At 60.5% G+C, this 19321-nt stretch carries 12 protein-coding genes and 2 pseudogenes; 6 read left to right on the forward strand and 8 right to left on the reverse strand.

Features of this window, described 5'->3' with window-relative positions:
* Positions 1-12: 12 nt before the first annotated feature.
* Entirely contained in the window at positions 13-771 is a 759-nt protein-coding gene (locus tag ACKLKD_RS10575) for an SDR family NAD(P)-dependent oxidoreductase (protein ID WP_025710718.1), read from the reverse strand.
* Positions 772-890: 119 nt separating this feature from the next.
* On the opposite strand from ACKLKD_RS10575, the gene ACKLKD_RS10580 reads away from it, so the two are divergent.
* From ACKLKD_RS10580 to ACKLKD_RS10590, 3 genes are all read left to right on the forward strand, one after another.
* Positions 891-1790 carry a LysR family transcriptional regulator gene (locus ACKLKD_RS10580; RefSeq protein ID WP_087806382.1) on the forward strand — a complete coding sequence of 300 codons (900 nt, stop codon included), beginning with the start codon at positions 891-893 and terminating at the stop codon, positions 1788-1790.
* A gap of 105 nt (positions 1791-1895) precedes the next feature.
* The gene (yhjD, locus tag ACKLKD_RS10585; RefSeq protein WP_087806384.1) at positions 1896-2927 is read left to right on the forward strand and encodes an inner membrane protein YhjD; all 1032 of its coding nucleotides are present in this window, start codon (positions 1896-1898) and stop codon (positions 2925-2927) included.
* Between the two features lie 271 nt (positions 2928-3198).
* Entirely contained in the window at positions 3199-4521 is a 1323-nt protein-coding gene (locus ACKLKD_RS10590; RefSeq protein WP_025710715.1) for an MFS transporter, read from the forward strand.
* Positions 4522-4563: 42 nt separating this feature from the next.
* Here ACKLKD_RS10590 and ACKLKD_RS10595 read toward each other — a convergent pair whose 3' ends face one another.
* Entirely contained in the window at positions 4564-6615 is a 2052-nt protein-coding gene (locus ACKLKD_RS10595; protein ID WP_025710714.1) for an AsmA family protein, read from the reverse strand.
* Between ACKLKD_RS10595 and ACKLKD_RS10600 the strand changes: the two genes are divergently transcribed.
* Together ACKLKD_RS10600 and ACKLKD_RS10605 are read left to right on the forward strand one after the other, a co-directional pair.
* Complete coding sequence (locus ACKLKD_RS10600) at positions 6545-6817, forward strand: antibiotic biosynthesis monooxygenase (RefSeq protein WP_420061968.1); 273 nt, start codon at positions 6545-6547, stop codon at positions 6815-6817. The genes ACKLKD_RS10595 and ACKLKD_RS10600 overlap by 71 nt on opposite strands.
* Positions 6810-7739 (forward strand): sugar kinase, encoded by a 930-nt coding sequence (locus ACKLKD_RS10605; protein WP_002921434.1) that lies wholly within the window; start codon positions 6810-6812, stop codon positions 7737-7739. The genes ACKLKD_RS10600 and ACKLKD_RS10605 overlap by 8 nt, the downstream gene beginning before the upstream one ends.
* A 54-nt stretch (positions 7740-7793) precedes the next feature.
* On the opposite strand, the gene ACKLKD_RS10610 is transcribed toward ACKLKD_RS10605, so the two are convergent.
* From ACKLKD_RS10610 to bcsB, 6 genes and pseudogenes are all read right to left on the reverse strand, one after another.
* Entirely contained in the window at positions 7794-9296 is a 1503-nt protein-coding gene (locus tag ACKLKD_RS10610; protein ID WP_087806386.1) for a M16 family metallopeptidase, read from the reverse strand.
* Positions 9297-9515: 219 nt separating this feature from the next.
* Positions 9516-10802, reverse strand: a complete 1287-nt coding sequence (locus ACKLKD_RS10615; protein ID WP_087806388.1) for a dicarboxylate/amino acid:cation symporter — start codon at positions 10800-10802, stop codon at positions 9516-9518.
* Positions 10803-10958: 156 nt separating this feature from the next.
* Complete coding sequence (gene hmsP, locus ACKLKD_RS10620) at positions 10959-12965, reverse strand: biofilm formation regulator HmsP (RefSeq protein WP_223862132.1); 2007 nt, start codon at positions 12963-12965, stop codon at positions 10959-10961.
* 242 nt (positions 12966-13207) lie between these two features.
* Complete coding sequence (bcsC, locus tag ACKLKD_RS10625; RefSeq protein WP_087806392.1) at positions 13208-16687, reverse strand: cellulose synthase complex outer membrane protein BcsC; 3480 nt, start codon at positions 16685-16687, stop codon at positions 13208-13210.
* Positions 16669-17778 carry a cellulose synthase complex periplasmic endoglucanase BcsZ gene (gene bcsZ / locus ACKLKD_RS10630; RefSeq protein WP_087806394.1) on the reverse strand — a complete coding sequence of 370 codons (1110 nt, stop codon included), beginning with the start codon at positions 17776-17778 and terminating at the stop codon, positions 16669-16671. Before bcsZ ends, bcsC begins: the two co-directional genes overlap by 19 nt.
* A 3-nt stretch (positions 17779-17781) precedes the next feature.
* Positions 17782-19173: pseudogene (bcsB, locus tag ACKLKD_RS10635) on the reverse strand (cellulose biosynthesis cyclic di-GMP-binding regulatory protein BcsB); the annotation flags it as partial.
* A 32-nt stretch (positions 19174-19205) separates the two neighbouring features.
* Between bcsB and ACKLKD_RS10640 the strand changes: the two are divergent.
* Positions 19206-19321, forward strand: a pseudogene (locus tag ACKLKD_RS10640) (IS5/IS1182 family transposase); the annotation flags it as partial.

The raw sequence follows: 19321 nt of genomic DNA on the forward strand, positions 1-19321 counted from the left end.
CGTCGCTCTGGCTCAGAGGAACATCCCACCCGAGACTTCCACGCGCTGAGCGTTCATCCACGCCAGCTCATCGCTGAGCAAGGCGGCAATCGCGTCGCCGATATCGTCCGGCAGCCCAACGCGCCCCAGCGCGGTCTGAGCGGCGATATGTCGATTCACCTCGGCGTTATCGCGCACCACGCCGCCGCCAAAGTCGGTCTCGATGGCTCCCGGCGCAATGATATTCACCGAAATCCCGCGCCCGCCCAGCTCTTTCGCCTGATAGCGGGTCAGGACCTCCATCGCCCCCTTCATCGCGGCGTAGGCCGCATAGCCCGGCAGGGCAAAACGCGCCAGGCCGCTTGAGACGTTGAGGATCCGTCCCCCGTCCTGCAGAAGCGGCAGCAGACGCTGGGTCAGGAAAAACGGCCCTTTAAACTGGATGTTCATCAGCTGGTCAAACTGCGCTTCGCTGGTCTCATCAAAGGGCACGTTGAGACCGATCCCGGCGTTGTTCAGTAAATAATCAAAGGTGGTGCGTCCCCACTGCTGCGTCAGCACCTGCGCTACCTCGCTGGCGAAAGCATCAAAACTTGAAATATCGCCGACGTTCAGCGCTAATGCTGCCGCTTTAACCCCTTTTTTCTCTATTTCCGCCACCACCTCGAGGGCCGCCTGGCGGTTGCTGTGGTAGGTCAGAAGAATATCGGTTCCCTTCGCCGCCAGCTTCAACGCGGCGTTTTTACCCAGACCGCGGCTGCCGCCGGTCACTAAAGCGATACGTTGTGTCATCAGAAGACCCCTTTCAGATTGCGTTGTGATTGTGTTGTAGCTTATTAACTGCTCATGCAACAATAAATACGCTACATTGCGTTTTACTGTTTCATTAACAACAACAATAGGCGATCGGCATGGATAAAATTCATGCAATGCAGTTATTCATTCGGGTCGCGGATCTGGAGAGTTTCTCCCGTGCCGCCGAGACCCTGGCGCTACCTAAGGGTAGCGTCTCACGGCAGATCCAGGCCCTGGAAAGCCATCTTGGCGTACGGCTCCTGCACCGCACCACCCGCCGGGTCCAGCTCACCCAGGATGGGATCGTCTACTACGAGCGGGCAAAGGATCTGCTGAGCAATCTCGACGAACTGGACGGTATGTTCCAGCACGATCCGGCGAGCATCAGCGGCCGGCTGCGGGTGGATATGCCGGTCGGTTTTGCCAAAAAGCTGGTGATCCCGCACCTGCCGACTTTTTTACAGCAGTATCCGGGCATCGAACTGGAGCTGAGCAGCAGCGATCGGCTGGTGGACGTGATCCGCGAGGGGTTTGACTGCGTGGTGCGCGTCGGCGCGCTCAAAGACTCAGGGCTGATTGCCCGCCCGCTGGGCAAGCTGACGCAGATTAACTGCGCCAGCCCGGACTACCTCGCCCGCTTTGGCTACCCGCAAACCCTGGAGGATCTGGCGGATCATGCCCTGATCCACTACGCCAGCACCCTCGGGGTCCGTCCCCCCGGCTTTGAGGTCGCGATCGACGGTGCGGTGCGCTGGGTAAAAACTGGCGGCATATTGACGGTTAATAGCACGGAAACCTATCAGGCGGCCTGTATTGCCGGGCTGGGGATTATTCAGGTGCCGCGCACCGGCGTGCGCGAGGCGTTGCGCGCCGGCGACCTGACGGAGATCCTGCCCCAGTACCGCGCCGAACCGCTGCCGGTCTCGCTTATCTACCCGCACCGGCGCAATCTCTCCCGTCGCGTGCATCTGTTTATGGAGTGGCTGGGTGGACTGATGAAAGCGTATGTCGATTGATCCGCGTGGGCGGTAAACGGGCGGCGGGAGAGGCATTCCTGCAGGATACGGCATTTAAGGTATACTTTTTGCTGAATCTCGCTGTAAAAAAGGAAGAAAACACGTATGACGCCGGAAAACGACGATCGACGCCCGCCACAGGAACCGGACCCGCAGCCGGAGAAAAGCAAAAGCACGCTCGATGCCCTCAATGATACAACCGTCGGGCAAAAAGCCAGTCAAGCGCTGAAGACCGTCACCGGAACGGCGGCCAAAGTGCAGCGCAATCCAGTGGTCGCCCATCTGCTGCGCGCCGCTGAGCGCTTCAATGACCGGTTGGGCAATCAGTTTGGCGCGGCTATCACCTATTTCTCGTTCCTGTCGATGATCCCGATCCTGATGGTCTCCTTCGCCGCCGCCGGCTTCGTGCTGGCCTGGCATCCGACGCTGTTGCAGGACATTTTTGACAAAATCCTGCAAAACGTCAGCGACCCAACGCTGGCGGCAACCTTGAAAAACACCATCAATACCGCGGTGCAGCAGCGCACCACCGTTGGTCTGGTCGGTCTGCTGGTCGCCCTCTATTCCGGCATTAACTGGATGGGTAACCTGCGCGAAGCGATCCGCGCCCAGTCGCGCGACGTCTGGGAGCGCCGGCCGCAGGACGAAGAGAAAATCTGGATAAAATACTTCCGCGATTTTATCTCACTGATCGGTCTGCTGGTGGCGCTGATTATTACGCTGTCGATCACCTCCGTCGCCGGCTCCGCCCAGCAGATGATTATTTCCGCACTGTATCTCGATAACATTGAATGGCTGAAACCCGCCTGGCGGCTAATCGGCCTCGCGATCTCGATTTTTGCCAACTACCTGCTCTTTTTCTGGATCTTCTGGCGTCTGCCACGCCATCGTCCGCGCCGCAAAGCGCTGTTTCGCGGCACGCTTATCGCGGCGATTGGCTTTGAAATCATCAAAATTGTCATGACCTGGACGCTGCCGGCGCTGGTGAAATCCCCCTCCGGGGCGGCATTTGGATCGGTGCTGGGGCTGATGGCCTTTTTCTATTTCTTTGCCCGCCTGACGCTGTTCTGCGCCGCGTGGATCGCCACCGCGGAGTATAAAGACGACCGGCGGATGCCGGGCAAAACCCACCGTTAACGTATTGCGAGGATGAATTGAAGCGGCAAAATTCATCCTCGCACAATATTTCAGAAGATAAATCCGCTTCTTAACTTTTATTTAACTCGAAACTGGTTTTATCCTCTATCCTTTTAATTGTGTGAAGCATTTCATAGAACTATTTTTTCTGGCGTAAAAATTATCCGCTTATTGTCTATTTTTTGGCCATTATCAGCGTTTGTTACAGATTGAAATGTCCCTGTGGCTGTGGCTATATGGCTTTTCGTTCGCGCAAAAATAAGAAAGATCTATGCAAGCCACAGCCACCACACTCGAAAACACGCAGGAAACTGCCCCGGTCAACTCGCGCAATAAAGTCGTTGTCGCCTCGCTCATTGGTACTGCCATTGAGTTTTTCGACTTCTACATTTATGCGACCGCCGCGGTCATCGTCTTCCCGCATATCTTTTTCCCGCAGGGCGATGCCGCTGCGGCCACCCTGCAGTCGCTGGCCACCTTCGCCATCGCCTTCGTCGCCCGGCCGATCGGCTCCGCCCTGTTTGGCCACTTCGGCGATCGCGTTGGCCGGAAGGTCACCCTGGTCGCCTCGCTGTTAACCATGGGGATCTCCACCGTGGTGATCGGCCTGCTGCCCGGCTATGAAAGCATTGGCATTGTCGCGCCGATGCTGCTGGCGCTGGCGCGCTTCGGCCAGGGTCTTGGGCTCGGGGGAGAATGGGGCGGCGCAGCGCTGCTGGCAACGGAAAACGCCCCGGCGCGCAAGCGGGCGCTGTACGGCTCCTTCCCACAGCTGGGCGCGCCGATCGGCTTCTTCTTCGCCAACGGCACCTTCCTGCTGCTCTCCTGGCTGTTGACCGACCAGCAGTTTATGGAGTGGGGCTGGCGCGTGCCGTTTATCTTCTCCGCGGTGCTGGTGATCATCGGTCTGTATGTTCGCGTCTCGCTGCATGAAACACCGGTCTTCGCCAAAGTAGCGGCGGCGAAAAAACAGGTCAAAATCCCGCTGGGTACCCTGTTGACCAAACACGTCCGCGTGACGGTGCTGGGCACCTTCATTATGCTGGCCACCTATACCCTGTTCTACATCATGACCGTCTACTCGATGACCTTCAGCACCGGCGCCGCGCCGAATGGCCTGGGCCTGCCGCGTAACGAAGTGCTGTGGATGCTGATGATGGCGGTGATTGGCTTTGGCGTGATGGTGCCGATCGCCGGCCTGCTGGCGGACGCTTTTGGCCGGCGCAAGAGCATGATTGTCATCACCACGATGATTATTTTGTTCGCCCTGTTCGCCTTTAAACCGCTGCTGGGTTCCGGTAACCCGCTGCTGGTCTTCGCCTTCCTGCTGCTGGGCTTAAGCCTGATGGGACTGACCTTTGGCCCGATGGGCGCGCTGCTCCCGGAGCTGTTCCCGACGGAAGTGCGCTACACCGGCGCGTCGTTCTCCTATAACGTGTCGTCGATTCTTGGCGCCTCGGTCGCCCCGTACATTGCCGCCTGGCTGCAGGGCAACTACGGCCTCGCGGCGGTCGGCACCTATCTGGCGGCGATGGCGGCGCTGACGCTGATCGCCCTGCTGCTGACCCACGAGACCCGCCACCAGTCGTTGTGATCCTGCGCCCTGACGCCGCTGGCGTCAGGGTTCTTCCCTACTTTATTTTTTCATCTGCGACAAAATGGTCCGGCACTGGTTGCTATCGCCCTCCGCCGGAGAGACCAGCGCCAGCAGGGCAGCAGCCGGCGTCACCAGGGTCGCCAGCGCCGCCGCTACCGCGCCGCGGACAATCAGCGGCCCGGCCTTCACCCCCGCCTGCGGCGATTTAAAGGTGCCCCGAACATACAGCGGGGAACGCAGGGTGATCACCCGGAAACCTTTGCTTTCCGGATCGATGGTCAGGTCCAGCTGCTCGGAGGCGAAGCTGGCGGTCCCGGTCACATTGATCAGCGCGTTTTCCGTATCGAAGGCAAAAATCTGCGGCCGGGCGACGCCGTTGGTCACGTCGATATTGGCCGCCGCGCAGTTTACCCGAACCTCCTCATCGCCAAAAATCTGGCCAATCAGGTAGTTACCGACGTTAAGGCCGAGGATTTCCATCAGGTTGCGACTGATCAGGCCGTCGTTCATCAGCAGCTTCAGGTTACCGTTGCTGTTGCCAAGCAGGGCCGCCACCGAGTTGCCGCTGCCGCGCAGCTGGACATCGCCATTCATCTCGCCGAGGGTTTTCTGCATCATCTCGACGTTCGGCATCAGCGCCTTCAGCTTCAGCCGTCGCGCCTGCAGATTGGCCTCACCCTGCAGCGGCTTTTTATCGCCCTGCAGGTGTACGCTGCCGGCAATCGACCCGTTAGCCAGGCCAAAGCGCACCGGCTGCAGGCGCAGGTCACCATCCTCCAGGATCACATGGGTCGACAGGTCGCTGATTGGCAGAGTGCCGCCGTGCTCAATTCTCCGGCCTTTAAAGCGCACATCGGCATCCATCACCTGCCACTTGTCGGTTTCAAAGCGGTCCGCCGGCAGCACTTTACCCGCCGGCTGCGGCCGGTCACCCGCCTGGCGCGAAGCGCTTTTCTTCGTCCCTTTGCCGGAGTCGACGCCGATTAACGGCCCAAGGTCCGCCAGTCGCAGCTGCTTTGACTCCATATCGCCGCTGAGTTTCGGCCGCGGTTTGCCGGTGGTATAGGTCAGGGAGCCATGAATGTCGCTATCGCCAATCCGGCCGTTAAAATCCTGATAGTCAAAACGCATGCGGTTTTTCTGCTTAAAGTCGGCGCGCAAGCGCCCGTCGGTAGAGAACGAGGGTGTCTCGGGCAGCAGAACGCCGGTCAGGTCGTAGAGATCGCGCAGCGAGTCGCCGGCGAATTTCAGCCGCAGGTCAATGCCGCCGACGTTGAGCGGGTCGCTGACCGTGCCGCTGAACGCCACCCGGGTGTTGCCGGAATGGAAGTCGCCCTGCAATGGGAAAGGGGTGCTTGCGCTGCGCAGGGCCAGCATGCCACCGATTTTACCGTTACCGGTGACCGGCTGGTCCTTGTAGCGCCCCTTTAGCGACAGGCCAAAGACATAGTCACCTGGTTTCGCCGCGCTATGCCGATCCTTCGTGCCGGTCACTTCGCTGAACGGCAGCGGTTTGCCGAGGGGATCGACGAGGATGGTGATATCGCTGCGGGTGATCTTGTCATCAATGGCGATAGTCCCGCGATCAAAGAGAATATTGTCGAGGCGAAAGGACCAGCTGGAGGGGGCGCTGTCGCCCGACGCACGCTGATCGCCAGCCAGCTGAAAGGTCCAGTTATTGTTGTCTTCCGCCAGGCGGATCAGCCGCACGTCGGGTTGTTCCAGCTTGATCCACGGCAGGTACACCGTTTTGCTCAGCAGCGCCAGCGGGGCGAGCGTCGCCTCCACCCGCGGCAGGTGGATCATCGTCACCTGGGGAATGGTCGGCGGGTTGCCCAGCACGATATCCTCCGCGTGCACATGGGGCCACGGCACCCAACTGCGCCAGCCGCGCTCTTCCGGCTGCCGCTCCCAGACCACGCCGAGATCGCCGCGGATGGCGAACGGGCGGTTAAGCTCGGCGGAGACTTTCTGATTGATCGTCGGCTTTAGCCGGTTCCAGTCAAAGGTGGCCAGCACAATGAAGAAAAGAACGATCAGCAACAGTATCGTTCCTGTGATGATCACCAACGTTTTACGGGTTCTGCTCATCCCTACTGCGCTCCTTTTGCATCACGTCAGTCCTGAATATAGTCAAAAAGCAGCGTTTCTCCTGGAAATGCGCTTTTCGTCACATTACGCGCGTCAGGTCAAAAAAATAATGGAACGATGTTTTAATATGATTGACCAGCAAAACAGCGCAGCGCACACTAGCGCTTATATCGATTCCATTGCAGGTTCTGGCTATGTCTAAAAAAATTGCCGTTATTGGCGAATGCATGATTGAGCTGTCAGAGAAAAACGGGGCCGTTAACCGCGGCTTTGGCGGCGATACCTTAAACACCTCGGTCTATATCGCGCGGCAGACGGATGCCAGCGCATTGAGCGTCCACTACGTCACCGCCCTGGGAACCGATGCGTTCAGCCAGCAGATGCTCGACAGCTGGCAACAGGAAAACGTCAACACCGATCTTATCCAGCGGATGGCCGACCGCCTGCCGGGGCTGTATTACATTGAAACCGATGATACCGGCGAGCGCACCTTCTACTACTGGCGCAACGAGGCGGCGGCAAAGTTCTGGCTGGAGAGCGATCGCGCGGCGGCGATTTGCGAAGAGCTGGCCACTTTCGACTATCTCTATCTGAGCGGCATCAGTCTCGCCATTCTCAGCCCGGCCAGCCGCGACAAGCTGTTCACGCTGCTGCGTGAGTGCCGCGCCAACGGCGGCAAGGTGATCTTCGACAACAACTATCGTCCGCGCCTGTGGGCCAGCCAGGCGGAAACGCAGCAGGTCTATCAGGAGATGCTCGCCTGCACCGATATCGCGTTTCTGACCCTCGATGATGAAGACGCGCTGTGGGGAGAAAAACCGGTTGCTGAGGTGATCGCCCGCACCCACGCCGCCGGCGTGGAAGAGGTGGTGGTGAAGCGCGGCGCGGATGCCTGCCTGGTCTCGGTTAGCGGGCAACCGCTGCGGGAAGTGCCGGCCGTCAGGCTGGCCAAAGAGAAGGTGGTGGATACCACCGCCGCCGGAGACTCCTTCAGCGCCGGCTACCTGGCCGTTCGCCTGACCGGCGGCGATGCCGAATCCGCCGCCAGACGCGGACACCTGACCGCCAGCACGGTGATCCAGTATCGCGGGGCGATCATCCCGCGGGAAGCGATGCCGCAGTAATTCTCCGCACAAAGCGCTCTCCGGCCGCCGCTGGCGCGCCGGAGAGGCGTTAGGTTACTGCCCCGGCGGGATGTCGCTGGCCTCGCTGTGGGCGTCAACCGTATCGGCGCTGCCGCTAGCCGCCGTGGCCGCCGGATTCGGCGCCATCAGTTTTTCCCAGGTGGCCTGCAGTTCCTTCATATTGTATTCCGGTTCGCCCTTCGGCTGTTGCAGCACCAGCGCCATGTCCTGCGAGAGCTGCTGGCGCAGATACTGGTTCAGCATGTCCACCGTCAGGGAGTTGAGGAACTCCTGACGCAGCTTCTGGTACTGCTCCGGCGCGATGTCCACCACCTGATTCTGCAGGGAGCGCATGCGCTGGCTCATCAGAATGTCGGTGTCAGTGCGCGCATAGGTGGCAAACAGCTTCTGCAGCTCGAGGCTTTTCTGAGCGATAAGCGCGTCAAACTCCTCCTGCGGCAGCCCGTTGTCCCGCACTTTCGCCAGCTCGCGCGAAACCACGCTCAGGTTGTTGTTCAGGCGCTCGCCCGGGGAATCGATGTTGATGGCGCACTGCGCGCGCTGATATAGCACCCGGCAGTCAAAGCCAAGGCCAATATCCTTCACGTTATTTTTGCTCAGGCTCTGCTGCACGTGCCAGAACAGCGCTTCACGGGCGAGATCGTCACGCCAGTAGCGCTGCAGCGCCGCGGAGTCGCGGATCGGCTGCCATGGCGCATCCCACATGATGGACAGTTTGTCCTGACGCACCGCGTTGGTCATGATGCTGACCGGCACGGTAGGCAGCGGCGATAAGGTCGGCACCGCTGCGGGGGTTTCCCGCTTACCCTTAAGATCGCCGAAGGTCTTATTGATTTGCTCGGCAACGCTGCGGCTGTCGACATTCCCCACCACGATCAGCGTCATGGCGTCGGGGGTGTACCATTTTTGATAAAAGTCTTTCAGCTGCGCCACGTCGATCGGCTGCTTCAGCGGCGCGGCGGGGTCATGGCCCAGCATGGTGGACCCTTTCAGGCGATAGCGCCACCAGCCCTCTTTGGTATCCAGCGGCCAGGTCGCCACCATGTCGCCGCCCTGCAGCGCATGGTTGATCGTTTCAGGCGTAATGGTCAGCTTACCGCTGGCGTCCGCCAGCCAGCTCAGCGCCTCTTTCAGCAAATCGTTGCGGTTATTGGGCAGGCTGAGATTAAACATCGTGAAATCGTAGGAGACGATGGCCGGCGGCAGAGGACGCTTCGGGTCAATACTCTGCTGCCATAAAGAGCGCGCCTGCATCGTCGGCAGGCTGCCGCTTTGCGTCAACGCCAGGCGGGGAATAAAGCGGCTAAAACCGCTCTGCTGAGTGCTTTCGCTCAGCGAGCCAATATTCACGGACAGACGGACTTCAATACGGTCGCTGGGACGCTGCGGCGTGGCCAGTACCTGCCACGTCAAACCATTCGCTAAGGTCCCTTGTTGCCAGGCCGGATCAGGCTGGAGCGCTTCTGCCTGCACATAACCGACCGCCGCTACCATCAGCAAACCGCCCGTTAAGAGTTTAATTGTTGTGCCCTGCATGTGAACCCCTGATGAACATTCCTGGTTACAACAGCACCCCACTGACGGGCTGCCGAAAAAAGTGAGAGTGAAATACGTCGGTTAGACCACACGGAGACGAAAATGTCGCATGACAACGTAAAATAATCATTTCGTATCATTTCCGCTGAACGGAAATGACCTCTAATTATGCGCAGGAGCCCGTACTCCAGCAAGGGAGTACGGGCCTAAGAGGAGGATTTAAGAGGATAATTCGTGCGATTTGTTCGCTGGAACACGGTTATTCAGAACATCATCCATCTGTTTGGCATCCAGTTCTTTGACCCATTTGGCCACCACTACGGTGGCAACACCGTTACCCACCAGGTTGGTCAGCGCACGGGCTTCGGACATAAAGCGGTCGATACCGAGGATCAGCGCCAGGCCAGCTACCGGCAAATGCCCAATGGCCGAGATGGTTGCCGCCAGCACGATGAAGCCGCTGCCGGTTACCCCTGCCGCCCCTTTCGAGGAGAGCAGCAGCACCACCAGCAGGGTGATCTGATGGAAAATATCCATATGGCTGTTGGTCGCCTGAGCGATAAAGACCGCAGCCATGGTTAGATAGATAGAGGTGCCATCGAGGTTGAACGAATAGCCGGTCGGGATCACCAGGCCCACCACCGATTTACGGCAGCCCAGCTTCTCCATCTTGTCGAGCATTCTCGGCAGCGCCGATTCTGATGAGGAGGTCCCCAGCACAATCAGCAGCTCTTCACGGATATAGCGGATAAATTTGAAGATGCTGAAGCCGGTGGCCCGGGCGATGCTCCCCAGCACCACCACCACGAACAGGATACAGGTGATATAGAAGCAGATAATCAGCTGCCCCAGCTGCACCAGGGTGCCGACGCCATATTTCCCGATGGTAAAGGCCATGGCCCCGAAGGCACCGATCGGCGCCAGGCGCATAATCATATTGATGATGCCGAAGATGACCTGGGAGAAACTTTCAATGACGTTGAAAATCAGCTGGCCCTTGCTGCCCAGACGGTGCAGGGCAAAACCAAACAGGACGGCGAACAGCAGCACCTGCAGAATGTTGCCGCTGGCGAAGGCGCCGATGACGCTGCCCGGGATCACATCCAGTAAAAAGGCCACCACCCCCTGGTCTTTCGCCTGCTCAGCGTACACCGCCACCGCTTTCGCATCGAGCGTCGACGGGTCAACGTTCATGCCAGCGCCCGGCTGCACCACGTTGACAATAATCAGACCGATAATCAGCGCGATGGTGCTGACCACTTCGAAATAGAGCAGTGCCACCGCCCCGGTACGGCCGACGGCTTTCATACTCTCCATCCCGGCGATCCCCGTCACGACGGTACAGAAGATAACCGGAGCAATCACCATTTTAATCAGCTTAACGAAGGCATCGCCGAAGGGTTTCATTTGCGCGCCCAGTTCCGGGTAAAAATGGCCCAGCAGAATACCGATCGCTATGGCCGTCAGCACCTGGACATAGAGGCTTTTAAAGATAGAGGTTTTCATAGGGTGTCCTTTGGGAATAACCACAGAGCAAGAAGGGGTATTTGTCTTCTGTGGCTTAAAAATAACACCCTGGAAACATTTCAGAAATAACTAACGCCGAAAGTGCAACACGATTGTTAAAATCTTTGAGCTGACTCGCACAAGTCAACAAAACATTTACAAATTTGCATCCTCCCGGCGCGGGGATAAATAGCGCGCGCTGAATGTCTCCTGCGGCAAAGCGCAACCGAAAAGATGGCCCTGGAGCACCTCGACGCCAGCGGCTTGCAACCAGCGGTACTGGGCGTCGTTCTCCACCCCTTCGGCCACGATACGCAGCGACAGACCGCGTGCGAGCTGGATCATCGCCGGCACCATGCTGGTATCCTCCGGCAGCATGTCGATGAAGACTTTATCAATTTTCAGAATATCCACCGGCAGGGCCTTCATCTGCTGCAGCTGGTGCAACCCGGCATAACCCATGCCAAAATCATCCAGCGCAATTTGCACCCCAGCCTCGCGCAGGGGGCGCAACCGGGCCATCACATCCTGCGGATCGTCCATCCGGCAGCTCTCCGTCACTTCGAGGATCAGGGTGCCCGGCGCGATGCGGTAGCGGGCGATCAGCTTCAGCATCTCCTCGCCACGGTCATGCTCCAGCAGCTGGAGCAGGGAAACATTGACCGACAGCGGCAGCATAATCCCCTGACTTTGCCAGGCCGCCAGCTGGCGGCAGGCCTCTTCCATCACCCAGTAGCCGACCGGGATAATCAGTCCGCAGGACTCAATGCGCGCAATCAGCGACGGCGGTAGCGACCAGCTGCCATCCGCCTGCCGCTGGCGCAGCAGCACCTCGGCGCCGCAGATCTCGCCGCTGGCGCAGGCCACCTGCGGCTGCAGCCAGATAGCGAACTGCTGGTTATCGAGCGCGGTCATAATGTCGTGCTCTTCCATCAGGCGGCGCTGAGCCTTTTCCATCTGCTCGGGATCGAAGAACTCGATCTGGTTTTTGCCTTTACGTCGTGCGGTGACAGCGGCCGACACCGCGCGCCGGTAAAACTGCTCGGCGCTGAGCCCGGCGTGGAACATGGCGATCCCGACGCTGGCGTAGGGCCGCAGCTGCAGCCCATGCAGCGGTAAACGCTCATTAATAATAGTGAGCACTTGCTTACTTAACGTTACCGCCTGCCACGGTTCGGCGAGGCCATCGGCGAGAATCGCGAAGTCATACCCGCTCACCTGAGCCAGCACCATCTGCGGCGGGATCGCGGCCCGCAGCTTCTCCACCAGCGTCAGGAGCAGCATTTCGCGCTGACTCTCCTTGAGGACCCCGGCGGCGTCCTGCAGGGTTTCACAGGCGACGACGATCAGCGCGGCGCTCTGCGGGCGGGCCACCGTCTGCTCCAGCATCGCCAGCAAAAAGGCTTTATTCGGCAGCTCGGAGACCGGGAAGCGGGTCGACTGGATGGACAGCTCATCATGCTGGCGGACCAGGCTCTGCTGGTTGCGGTTATAGCTGCGCACCAGCATACCGATCTCGTCGTCATGGTGCAGGCGCGGGAGGGTCAGCTGATGGCCAAGACGCTCCTGCTGGGAGAGATCGTTCAGCTCGCGGGCGATACGCCGCAGAGGGCGAACCATCAGCCGGTTGATGCACCAGGTGAGCGCCACCGTCAGCATCAGCACCAGAAGTAAGTAAGCAGTCACTAACGTGGCAAGGGCGCTCATGACGAATTTATACATGCGATAGGAGTCGGCCTGCAGCACCAGATAGGCCAGCGGCTGCGGGTTGGCCGGCCGCTCCAGCGAATAAATGGGCAGCGAAATCTGCACCGGCAGCTCAAACAGCCGGGTGACGGTCACCGGCACCGGCCGCTCGGGGATAAACCGCATCCGCAGCGCCTGGAACTGGTTCGGCAATACCACGTCCGCCCGGCTGACGATGCCAGCAGGCTGGATACGGCTTAAAATGGCTTCCGCTTCCGGAATATCGGCTTTCAGAATAGCCGCAGACAGCGGTTCGCGAACGGATCGCGCGATACTTTCTAACTGCGTGGCCGTGGTAAAGCGACTCTGTTGCACAAAGTGAAACAGCAAAATAGTGCAAAAAACCAATACAAAGGCCATGGACACGCTCGCGACCATCGCCATCTGTTTGATTGTAAGTGAACGGCTGACGCGCAACGGTGTTCTCCACTGATACTGAATGCATACCCGGTATCAATCCTTCAATCCCGGTCATTTCAGGCTGATTATATACTTAAATCCTTCGCCCACGCCCGCGAGGGATGAAGTGACGGGATATTTCCGCGCGGTGGCGCAGACGCCGGGAAGTCTACCCGGCGGCCGACGGTGGGCAACGCCTCACGAGTATACGCGAAGCGCGCTTTAGAGTGGCGCTCTGTCATGTAATTCAGTCTATTCTGCTACCAGTCGGCGTAGGGCACCAGCGGCTGGGGCGGCATATCCAGATCCCCCTGCCAGCCGGCCGCCGAATAGCGAACGTACAGCAGCGCATGGCTTGGGGTGTAATCCTTCGCCTGCTGAATATCGACCGCGGCGCCGACAAACCAGTTGCTGGTCACCCGCCGCTCCACCAGCGCTCTGGCAGTGTAACCGAATCCCTGGCTGCTGCTCCCCTCCTCCGTCAGCTGGCTGGCGCGCTGGCGATAGTCAGACGGGATCAGGTTCAGTAGCGGATAGCGGGCCTGCGTCTGGGTGCGCGAATGGGACCATGATACCGACCCGCCGAGCTCCCAGGACCAGTTCTCGGTGCGCTGACGCCAGGTCACCGGCACGGCGAACGAGAGATACTCCTGTGGGCTGTAATAGCCGCCCTGGCCGAGGGTGTAGCCGCTGAGATCTTTGTCGTAGTGCCAGATCATATTGTTGAGGCCGACGGTGACGCGACGATTATTCTCGTTGATGACCTTGTAGTAGTACCCGGTCATCCAGCGCACACGCCAGTTATCCGCCACGTTTTTACCGGTCAGCGAGTCGGCGCCCAGCGAGGACCAGATGCCGTGAGCCTCCCCGCGATCGTAGCTCAGGCTCAGGCCGCCGCCGTCGGCGCGGACGCCGCCCCAGGTGGCGCCGGTATGGCTGCTGCTGTCCTTCTGCCCGCCAAAGGAGAGCAGCGAGCTGGAGATAGGCCGCCGGTGGACGTTGACCGTGTACCCCACCGGCCCGACGTCGCTGCTGTAGCTCAGCCCCCCCACCACATCGACGACATTGAAGCCCATCGGCGTGGTGCCGATATCCCCGCTCCAGGTGTCATTCTTCCAGCCGACCGCCACGCTGGCCCCGCTGTCGGTCTGATTTTTACTGCCGCTGGTACAGGCGATCTCCCCGCAGGTGCCCCAGCTGGGCGAGTAGCTCCCGTCGCTGTGGGTGGAAAAGCTGCCGGCATCCATATTGACCAGGTCGGTGCGGAAGAACATCCGGCCATCCGCCAGCGGAGCATCCACCTGCAGCATGGTGGTATGCGCCTTCAGGTCGGAATAGCCGCCGGTGCCGCTGGAACCCCAGAAGTCATGTTCCAGGGTGACGTTCAGATCCTGCTGACGATAAAGGTCGGCGGCATCGCTGCGGATCCCACGCTTCAGCCAGTCATCATGGCTGTCGTTGCGCGTCAGCCGCGTAAAAGTATCGTTATCCTGCGGCTGCGCGGGGGTAATGCCGGAGGCCACCATCGCTTCCCGGTAGTGCGTCAGCGCCTGCTGCGGCGCCCCGCTCTGGGTGGCAAAGCGCGCGGCATCGCGCAGCACCAGCGCGCTCTCCATCGAGGGCGGCTGCGCCTTCGCCTGCGGCACAATCTGATTAAAAATCCGTTGCGCGTCAGCGGTATCGCCAAGGCCAGCTCGCGCCAGCGCCACCCGCCGCTGCATGTTCATGGATTCGGTCTCTGCGCCTTTCAGCTGCATGACCTGCGCCCGGGCGGCCGGTTTATCGCCCTCGGCCAGGTAGACTTCCGCAAGGCCGAGGCGCGCATCGCCGTTGTCGGCCTCCTGACGCAGCACCCGCTGATAGTCGGCAATCGCCGTCTGGCTGTCTCCGCGCTGCTGCGCCCAGTCGGCCAGCGTCAGATCATAGCGCACCGAGGCGGGCTGCCGTTTGATGAGGGCGATCGCCTGCGCTTCGTCGCCGCTGTCGCGCAGCTGGTTGGCCTGGCGCAGCACCCGGTCGCTTTGCAGACGCGCTTCGAGTTCACGAATGTTATCCGTCCACGCGCTGCGCGGCAGAGCGGCGATTTGCGCCAGAGCCAGATCGTCCTGGTCGTTCCCCGACAGGTAGAGTCCCGAGGCGTAGACCCGTTCGGCGTCCTGCGGCTGGCGGTTGACCATCGTCCGCATCAGCGCGTCGGCCTCCTGGCGTTCGCCGGCGCTGACCAGATCCCGCGCCAGACGGTAGGTTATCCAGACGCTGTCCGGATCCAGCGCCAGGCGCCGACGCTGAACTTCCGCCGCCTGCGCCCAGTTGCCCTGGCTCTCCAGAGCCTGCGCCTGTTTCTCCAGCCGGTCGTTAGTCAGGCTGCGCTCAATATCATCGATACTGCGCCGCTGAGCGGGAGGGAGGCCGGCGATCCAGGCGCTGGCTTTCTCCGGCGATTCGGCGCGATAGAGGTTGGCCAGGCCGCGCACCGCCAGGTTATTGCCGCGATCCAGGCGCAACGCCTGCTGGTAATAGCGCTCCGCCGCCGCCGCCTCTTTGCGCGCCGCCGCGACATCCCCCAGCCCCAGCACGGCATAGCTGTCGGTGCGATCGACCCGCTGCGCCTGGGCATAATAGTTCTGCGCCTGCGAAAGCTGGCCGGCTTTCAGGGCGTTATCCCCCTGCTTTATCAGCAGCCAGTAGCGGTTAGTTTGCAGCAGGCTGTCCCACTTGCCGCGGTTCGGGCTGTCAGGGTCCATGGCAATCGCTTTACTGAGCTGCGCCACTGCCCGCGCGCGGTCGCCGCGCTGGGAATAGGCCTGGCCGAGAGCGCCCACCGCGTCGCTGTCGCGGCTGTCGGCCTGAACGGCTTTCTGCAGATCCGCGACCGCCTGCGTGGTATTCCCGGACTTGACCGCCGCCAGCCCTTCCGAGCGGGCGCGGAAAGTCGGATCCTGCAGCTGCGCCTGCTGTTGGTCGAGCAGAACGCGGGCGTTCGCCGCCACCGAGCCGGTGGGAAACTGCAGAAGAAATTGCTGCAACGCCTGCACGCTGGCCTTACTCACCGGCATGCTTTTCACCTCACTGAACCACATATCGGCGGCGATACCGCGTCCCGAGGCCGATCGGGCCATCTCCGCCAGATAGGCGAACCCCTCCTGCGGTTTGTTATCGGCGAACATCTGCTTCGCCAGCGAAGTCAGCAGGCTGACGTTGCCCGGCGCGCTGGCGTTCAGTTTTTTCAACTGGCTGACGCCTTCGCTATGGCGGGCCGGCAGGCGCGCCACCAGCGTCCAGTATTCAATGGCGACGTCAACGTCATCCGGTACGCCGCCGTACAGTTTTTCATAGGCGGCGATGGCTTCATCGACCTTCCCGGCCACGCCCAGCAGTCGCGCCTGCTGCAGCGCCTGGCGGCCCTCGCCGGTGTTGCTTTTCATCTCATTGCGCGACGCCTTCAGCTCCGGGGAGTCCGGCGCCAGCTTCGTCAGTCGTTCCAGCTCTTTTTGCGCCCCGGCGGCATCCCCCTGACGCAGCAGATAGCGCATCCGCGCGGCAATCAGCTCCGGGTTGTTGGGATCAATCAGCTCCAGACGGTACAGCGACTGGCGCACCAGGTCTTCACGATTGCTGGCCTCGCCGAGGCGCACCTGCTCCAGCAGATGCTCCTGGGCAGGCGTCGTCGCCGCCTGCGCTAACGGCTGCAGCGCAACGCCGAGGGACAGCGTGAGTAAACTTAGTGAGAGCTTGCGCATTCCTGGTTCCAGTCAGGTTGTAATTCGCCACTCGCCGTGAAACGAAAACGGTGTTGATCCCAACCCTGGCCAAACAGCGTCAGAACCGCGCTGTAGTAGGCATCCGCGCCGGGATAGTTATCGGCGACGCGCTGGCGTTGCACCGACCGGGCCTCGTCGTCCTGTAAAAACGGCAGCATCGCCGCGAAGAAGCCCACTGGCCCCTGACCGCTGGTTTTGCCGGTGGCGATATTCACTTTCTCCGGGGGTACCCCCTGCTTCGTGGTCTGCGCCGCCATCGGCGCGAAGCGTTGCAGCAAACGCGCTTTCTGCTTATCGCCATCATGGAGCATGCCCACCCACAGGTAGACGCGAATCGCGTCATAGCTGCCGATCGGCGGCTTTTCGGTTTTCAGCTGCCAGCCTTTCCCTTTCTCATAGCGCACCCAGTCCGGGGTAAAGCCTTTCGGCGCGGTCTCCAGCAGCAGGCGCAGGTTACTGTCGCGCAGAGCGGGCCACGGCGCGCCAAAACGCACAAAGTAGGTGGCCAGCTGCGGCGGAAGATAGCTGGGGTTAAACCGCCAGCCGCTGTCATCGGCAAAACCGACTTTTCCCGGCAGCAGCATCGTGCCGAGGCCCGGCACCGCCACCGTCTCTTCAGCGACAATCCGCGCCAGCAGGGCTTTACCGGTCTCGGTGTACTGCGGCTGTTGCCACAGGCGGCCCGCCTCCAGCAGCGCCCAGGCTATCCACAGATCCGAGTCGGACGCCGAGTTGCTGTCCAGCAGGGTCCACTGCTCATCGTCCTTTTTGCCCCACAGCCAGCCCGGCAAATGTTGTTTCAGATCGCCTTCCGCCAGGTTGTTCTGCGTCCAGGTCAGCAGTTTGTCGAACCCCGCGCGATCGTTGGCCGCCAGGGCGAAAAACAGGCCATAGCTCTGCCCTTCGGAGGTGGAGATTTTGCGCGCATCGCTGGGGTCAATCACCCGCCCCTCGGCGCTGACGTACGCTTGTTTAAACTGCTCCCAGGCGGGCCACTGGCAGGCGGCGCCCACCTGGCCCGCCGCCAGCAGCAGCGCCGAGAGCACCGCGCCACAAAGAACTTTCATCATGGTTTACTCATCATCCAGGCTAAGACGGCGGCGGCTGATGATGCGCAGCATGCGCCACAGCACCCATGCCAGCAGCACAATGCTGATGGCGGCGAAGATCGCCAGCAGTATCGGGTGGTTAGAGAGCGCGAACCAGATGCGCTCGAACCAGGGCAGATGACCCACGTAGTAAATATCCCCCACCCGCAGGCTGTTGACGCCGGACTCGCGGATCACCGCCACCGACCCAAACATCGCCGCCCGCTTACCGCTGTCGTTGAGGGCGTTGGTCAGCAGTTCATTACCGCGCGGGCTGTCGGCCAGCAGGGCCACCACGCTGCGCTGATCGTTATACGGCGACTGGAAGCCAATCACCGCCGCCATCGGCCCGGAAGAGGTAATGTCGGTGCGGGTATTGGGCGTGCGGGCCTCATCGTCGGGATAAATGCTCGCCAGGTCATAGTGGCGCATCGGCATTTTCACCCAGCTTTTGGTCGCCTCGACCAGCAGGTTGATTTTGGTATCGTCCTTGAGGGACGACGGGATCGCGCCGATCAGCAGCAGATCCGCATCTTTGTTCTTGATCTGGGTGCCATCGTCGGTCATCTTCAGATTAATCGCCGCCAGACCGGTCTGCGCCCCGATGCCGCCCAGGGCCTGCAGCAGCGTCGCTACCTGCCCCTGGGTCGGCGCCTTCGGCACCACTACCAGCGTGTCGGAGAGGTCCGCCATACGGCTGTAAGGGAAGCCCGCATTGGCGAAGACGCGCAGGTCCGGCAAGGCGATAAAGTGATAATACTTCGAGAAGTCGATGGTCGAATCGTCGCCGATCACCACGTGGTTCTGCACCGGCTGGAAGGTAATACAGTTGTCGATGGAGCCGCCGGGCATCGGGTTCATATACTGGAAGTCAAAGCGCAGCTGGTTGACCGCCCCAAGACGCAGCGCGGGGATGGTGACCTCCGATTTGCCGTCCAGCAGCCCCTGCAGCACCGGCAGGCGCAGGATCAGTTTGTTCACGTCCTGGGAGCTGTTAAGGCTGAACGACTGCAGGAACTGGTCGTTGAGGCTGATATCCATCCGCGAGCTGTCCTTCACCGGCGGCATGGTGTAGCGGTATTTCAGATCCATATCGATGCCGTTGGCCCGCAGCAGATAGAGATCCGGCGGCAGGTTAAGCGCCACGGTGATGGCATCCGGCACCAGGCCGCTGGACTGCAGCTGTTGCTCATAGGTTTTCAGTTCAGCAAAGGTGACCGAGCGGTCGGTGCGCACCCAGTTTGGCGCATCGTAAGGCTGACGCGGCTGCAGGGTTTTGATGCCGTCCACGGTGACGCTGTCGCCGCGGAACAGAATATTGCCCTGGGCAATCCCCTTCGCCGCCAGCAGCAGATCGTTATCATCGCGGCCGAAAATGGCTTTGTTGAATAAATCGAACTTTTGCTGAGTTGAAGGATCAGATCACGCATCCTCCCGACAACACAGACCATTCCTTGGCAAAGCAAAAGTTCAGAATCACCAACTGGTCCACCTACAACAAAGCTCTCATCAACCGTGGCTCCCT

The organism is Klebsiella sp. 10982, from assembly GCF_048589245.1.
In the GTDB taxonomy this organism is placed as follows: Bacteria; Pseudomonadota; Gammaproteobacteria; order Enterobacterales; family Enterobacteriaceae; genus Klebsiella; species Klebsiella quasivariicola.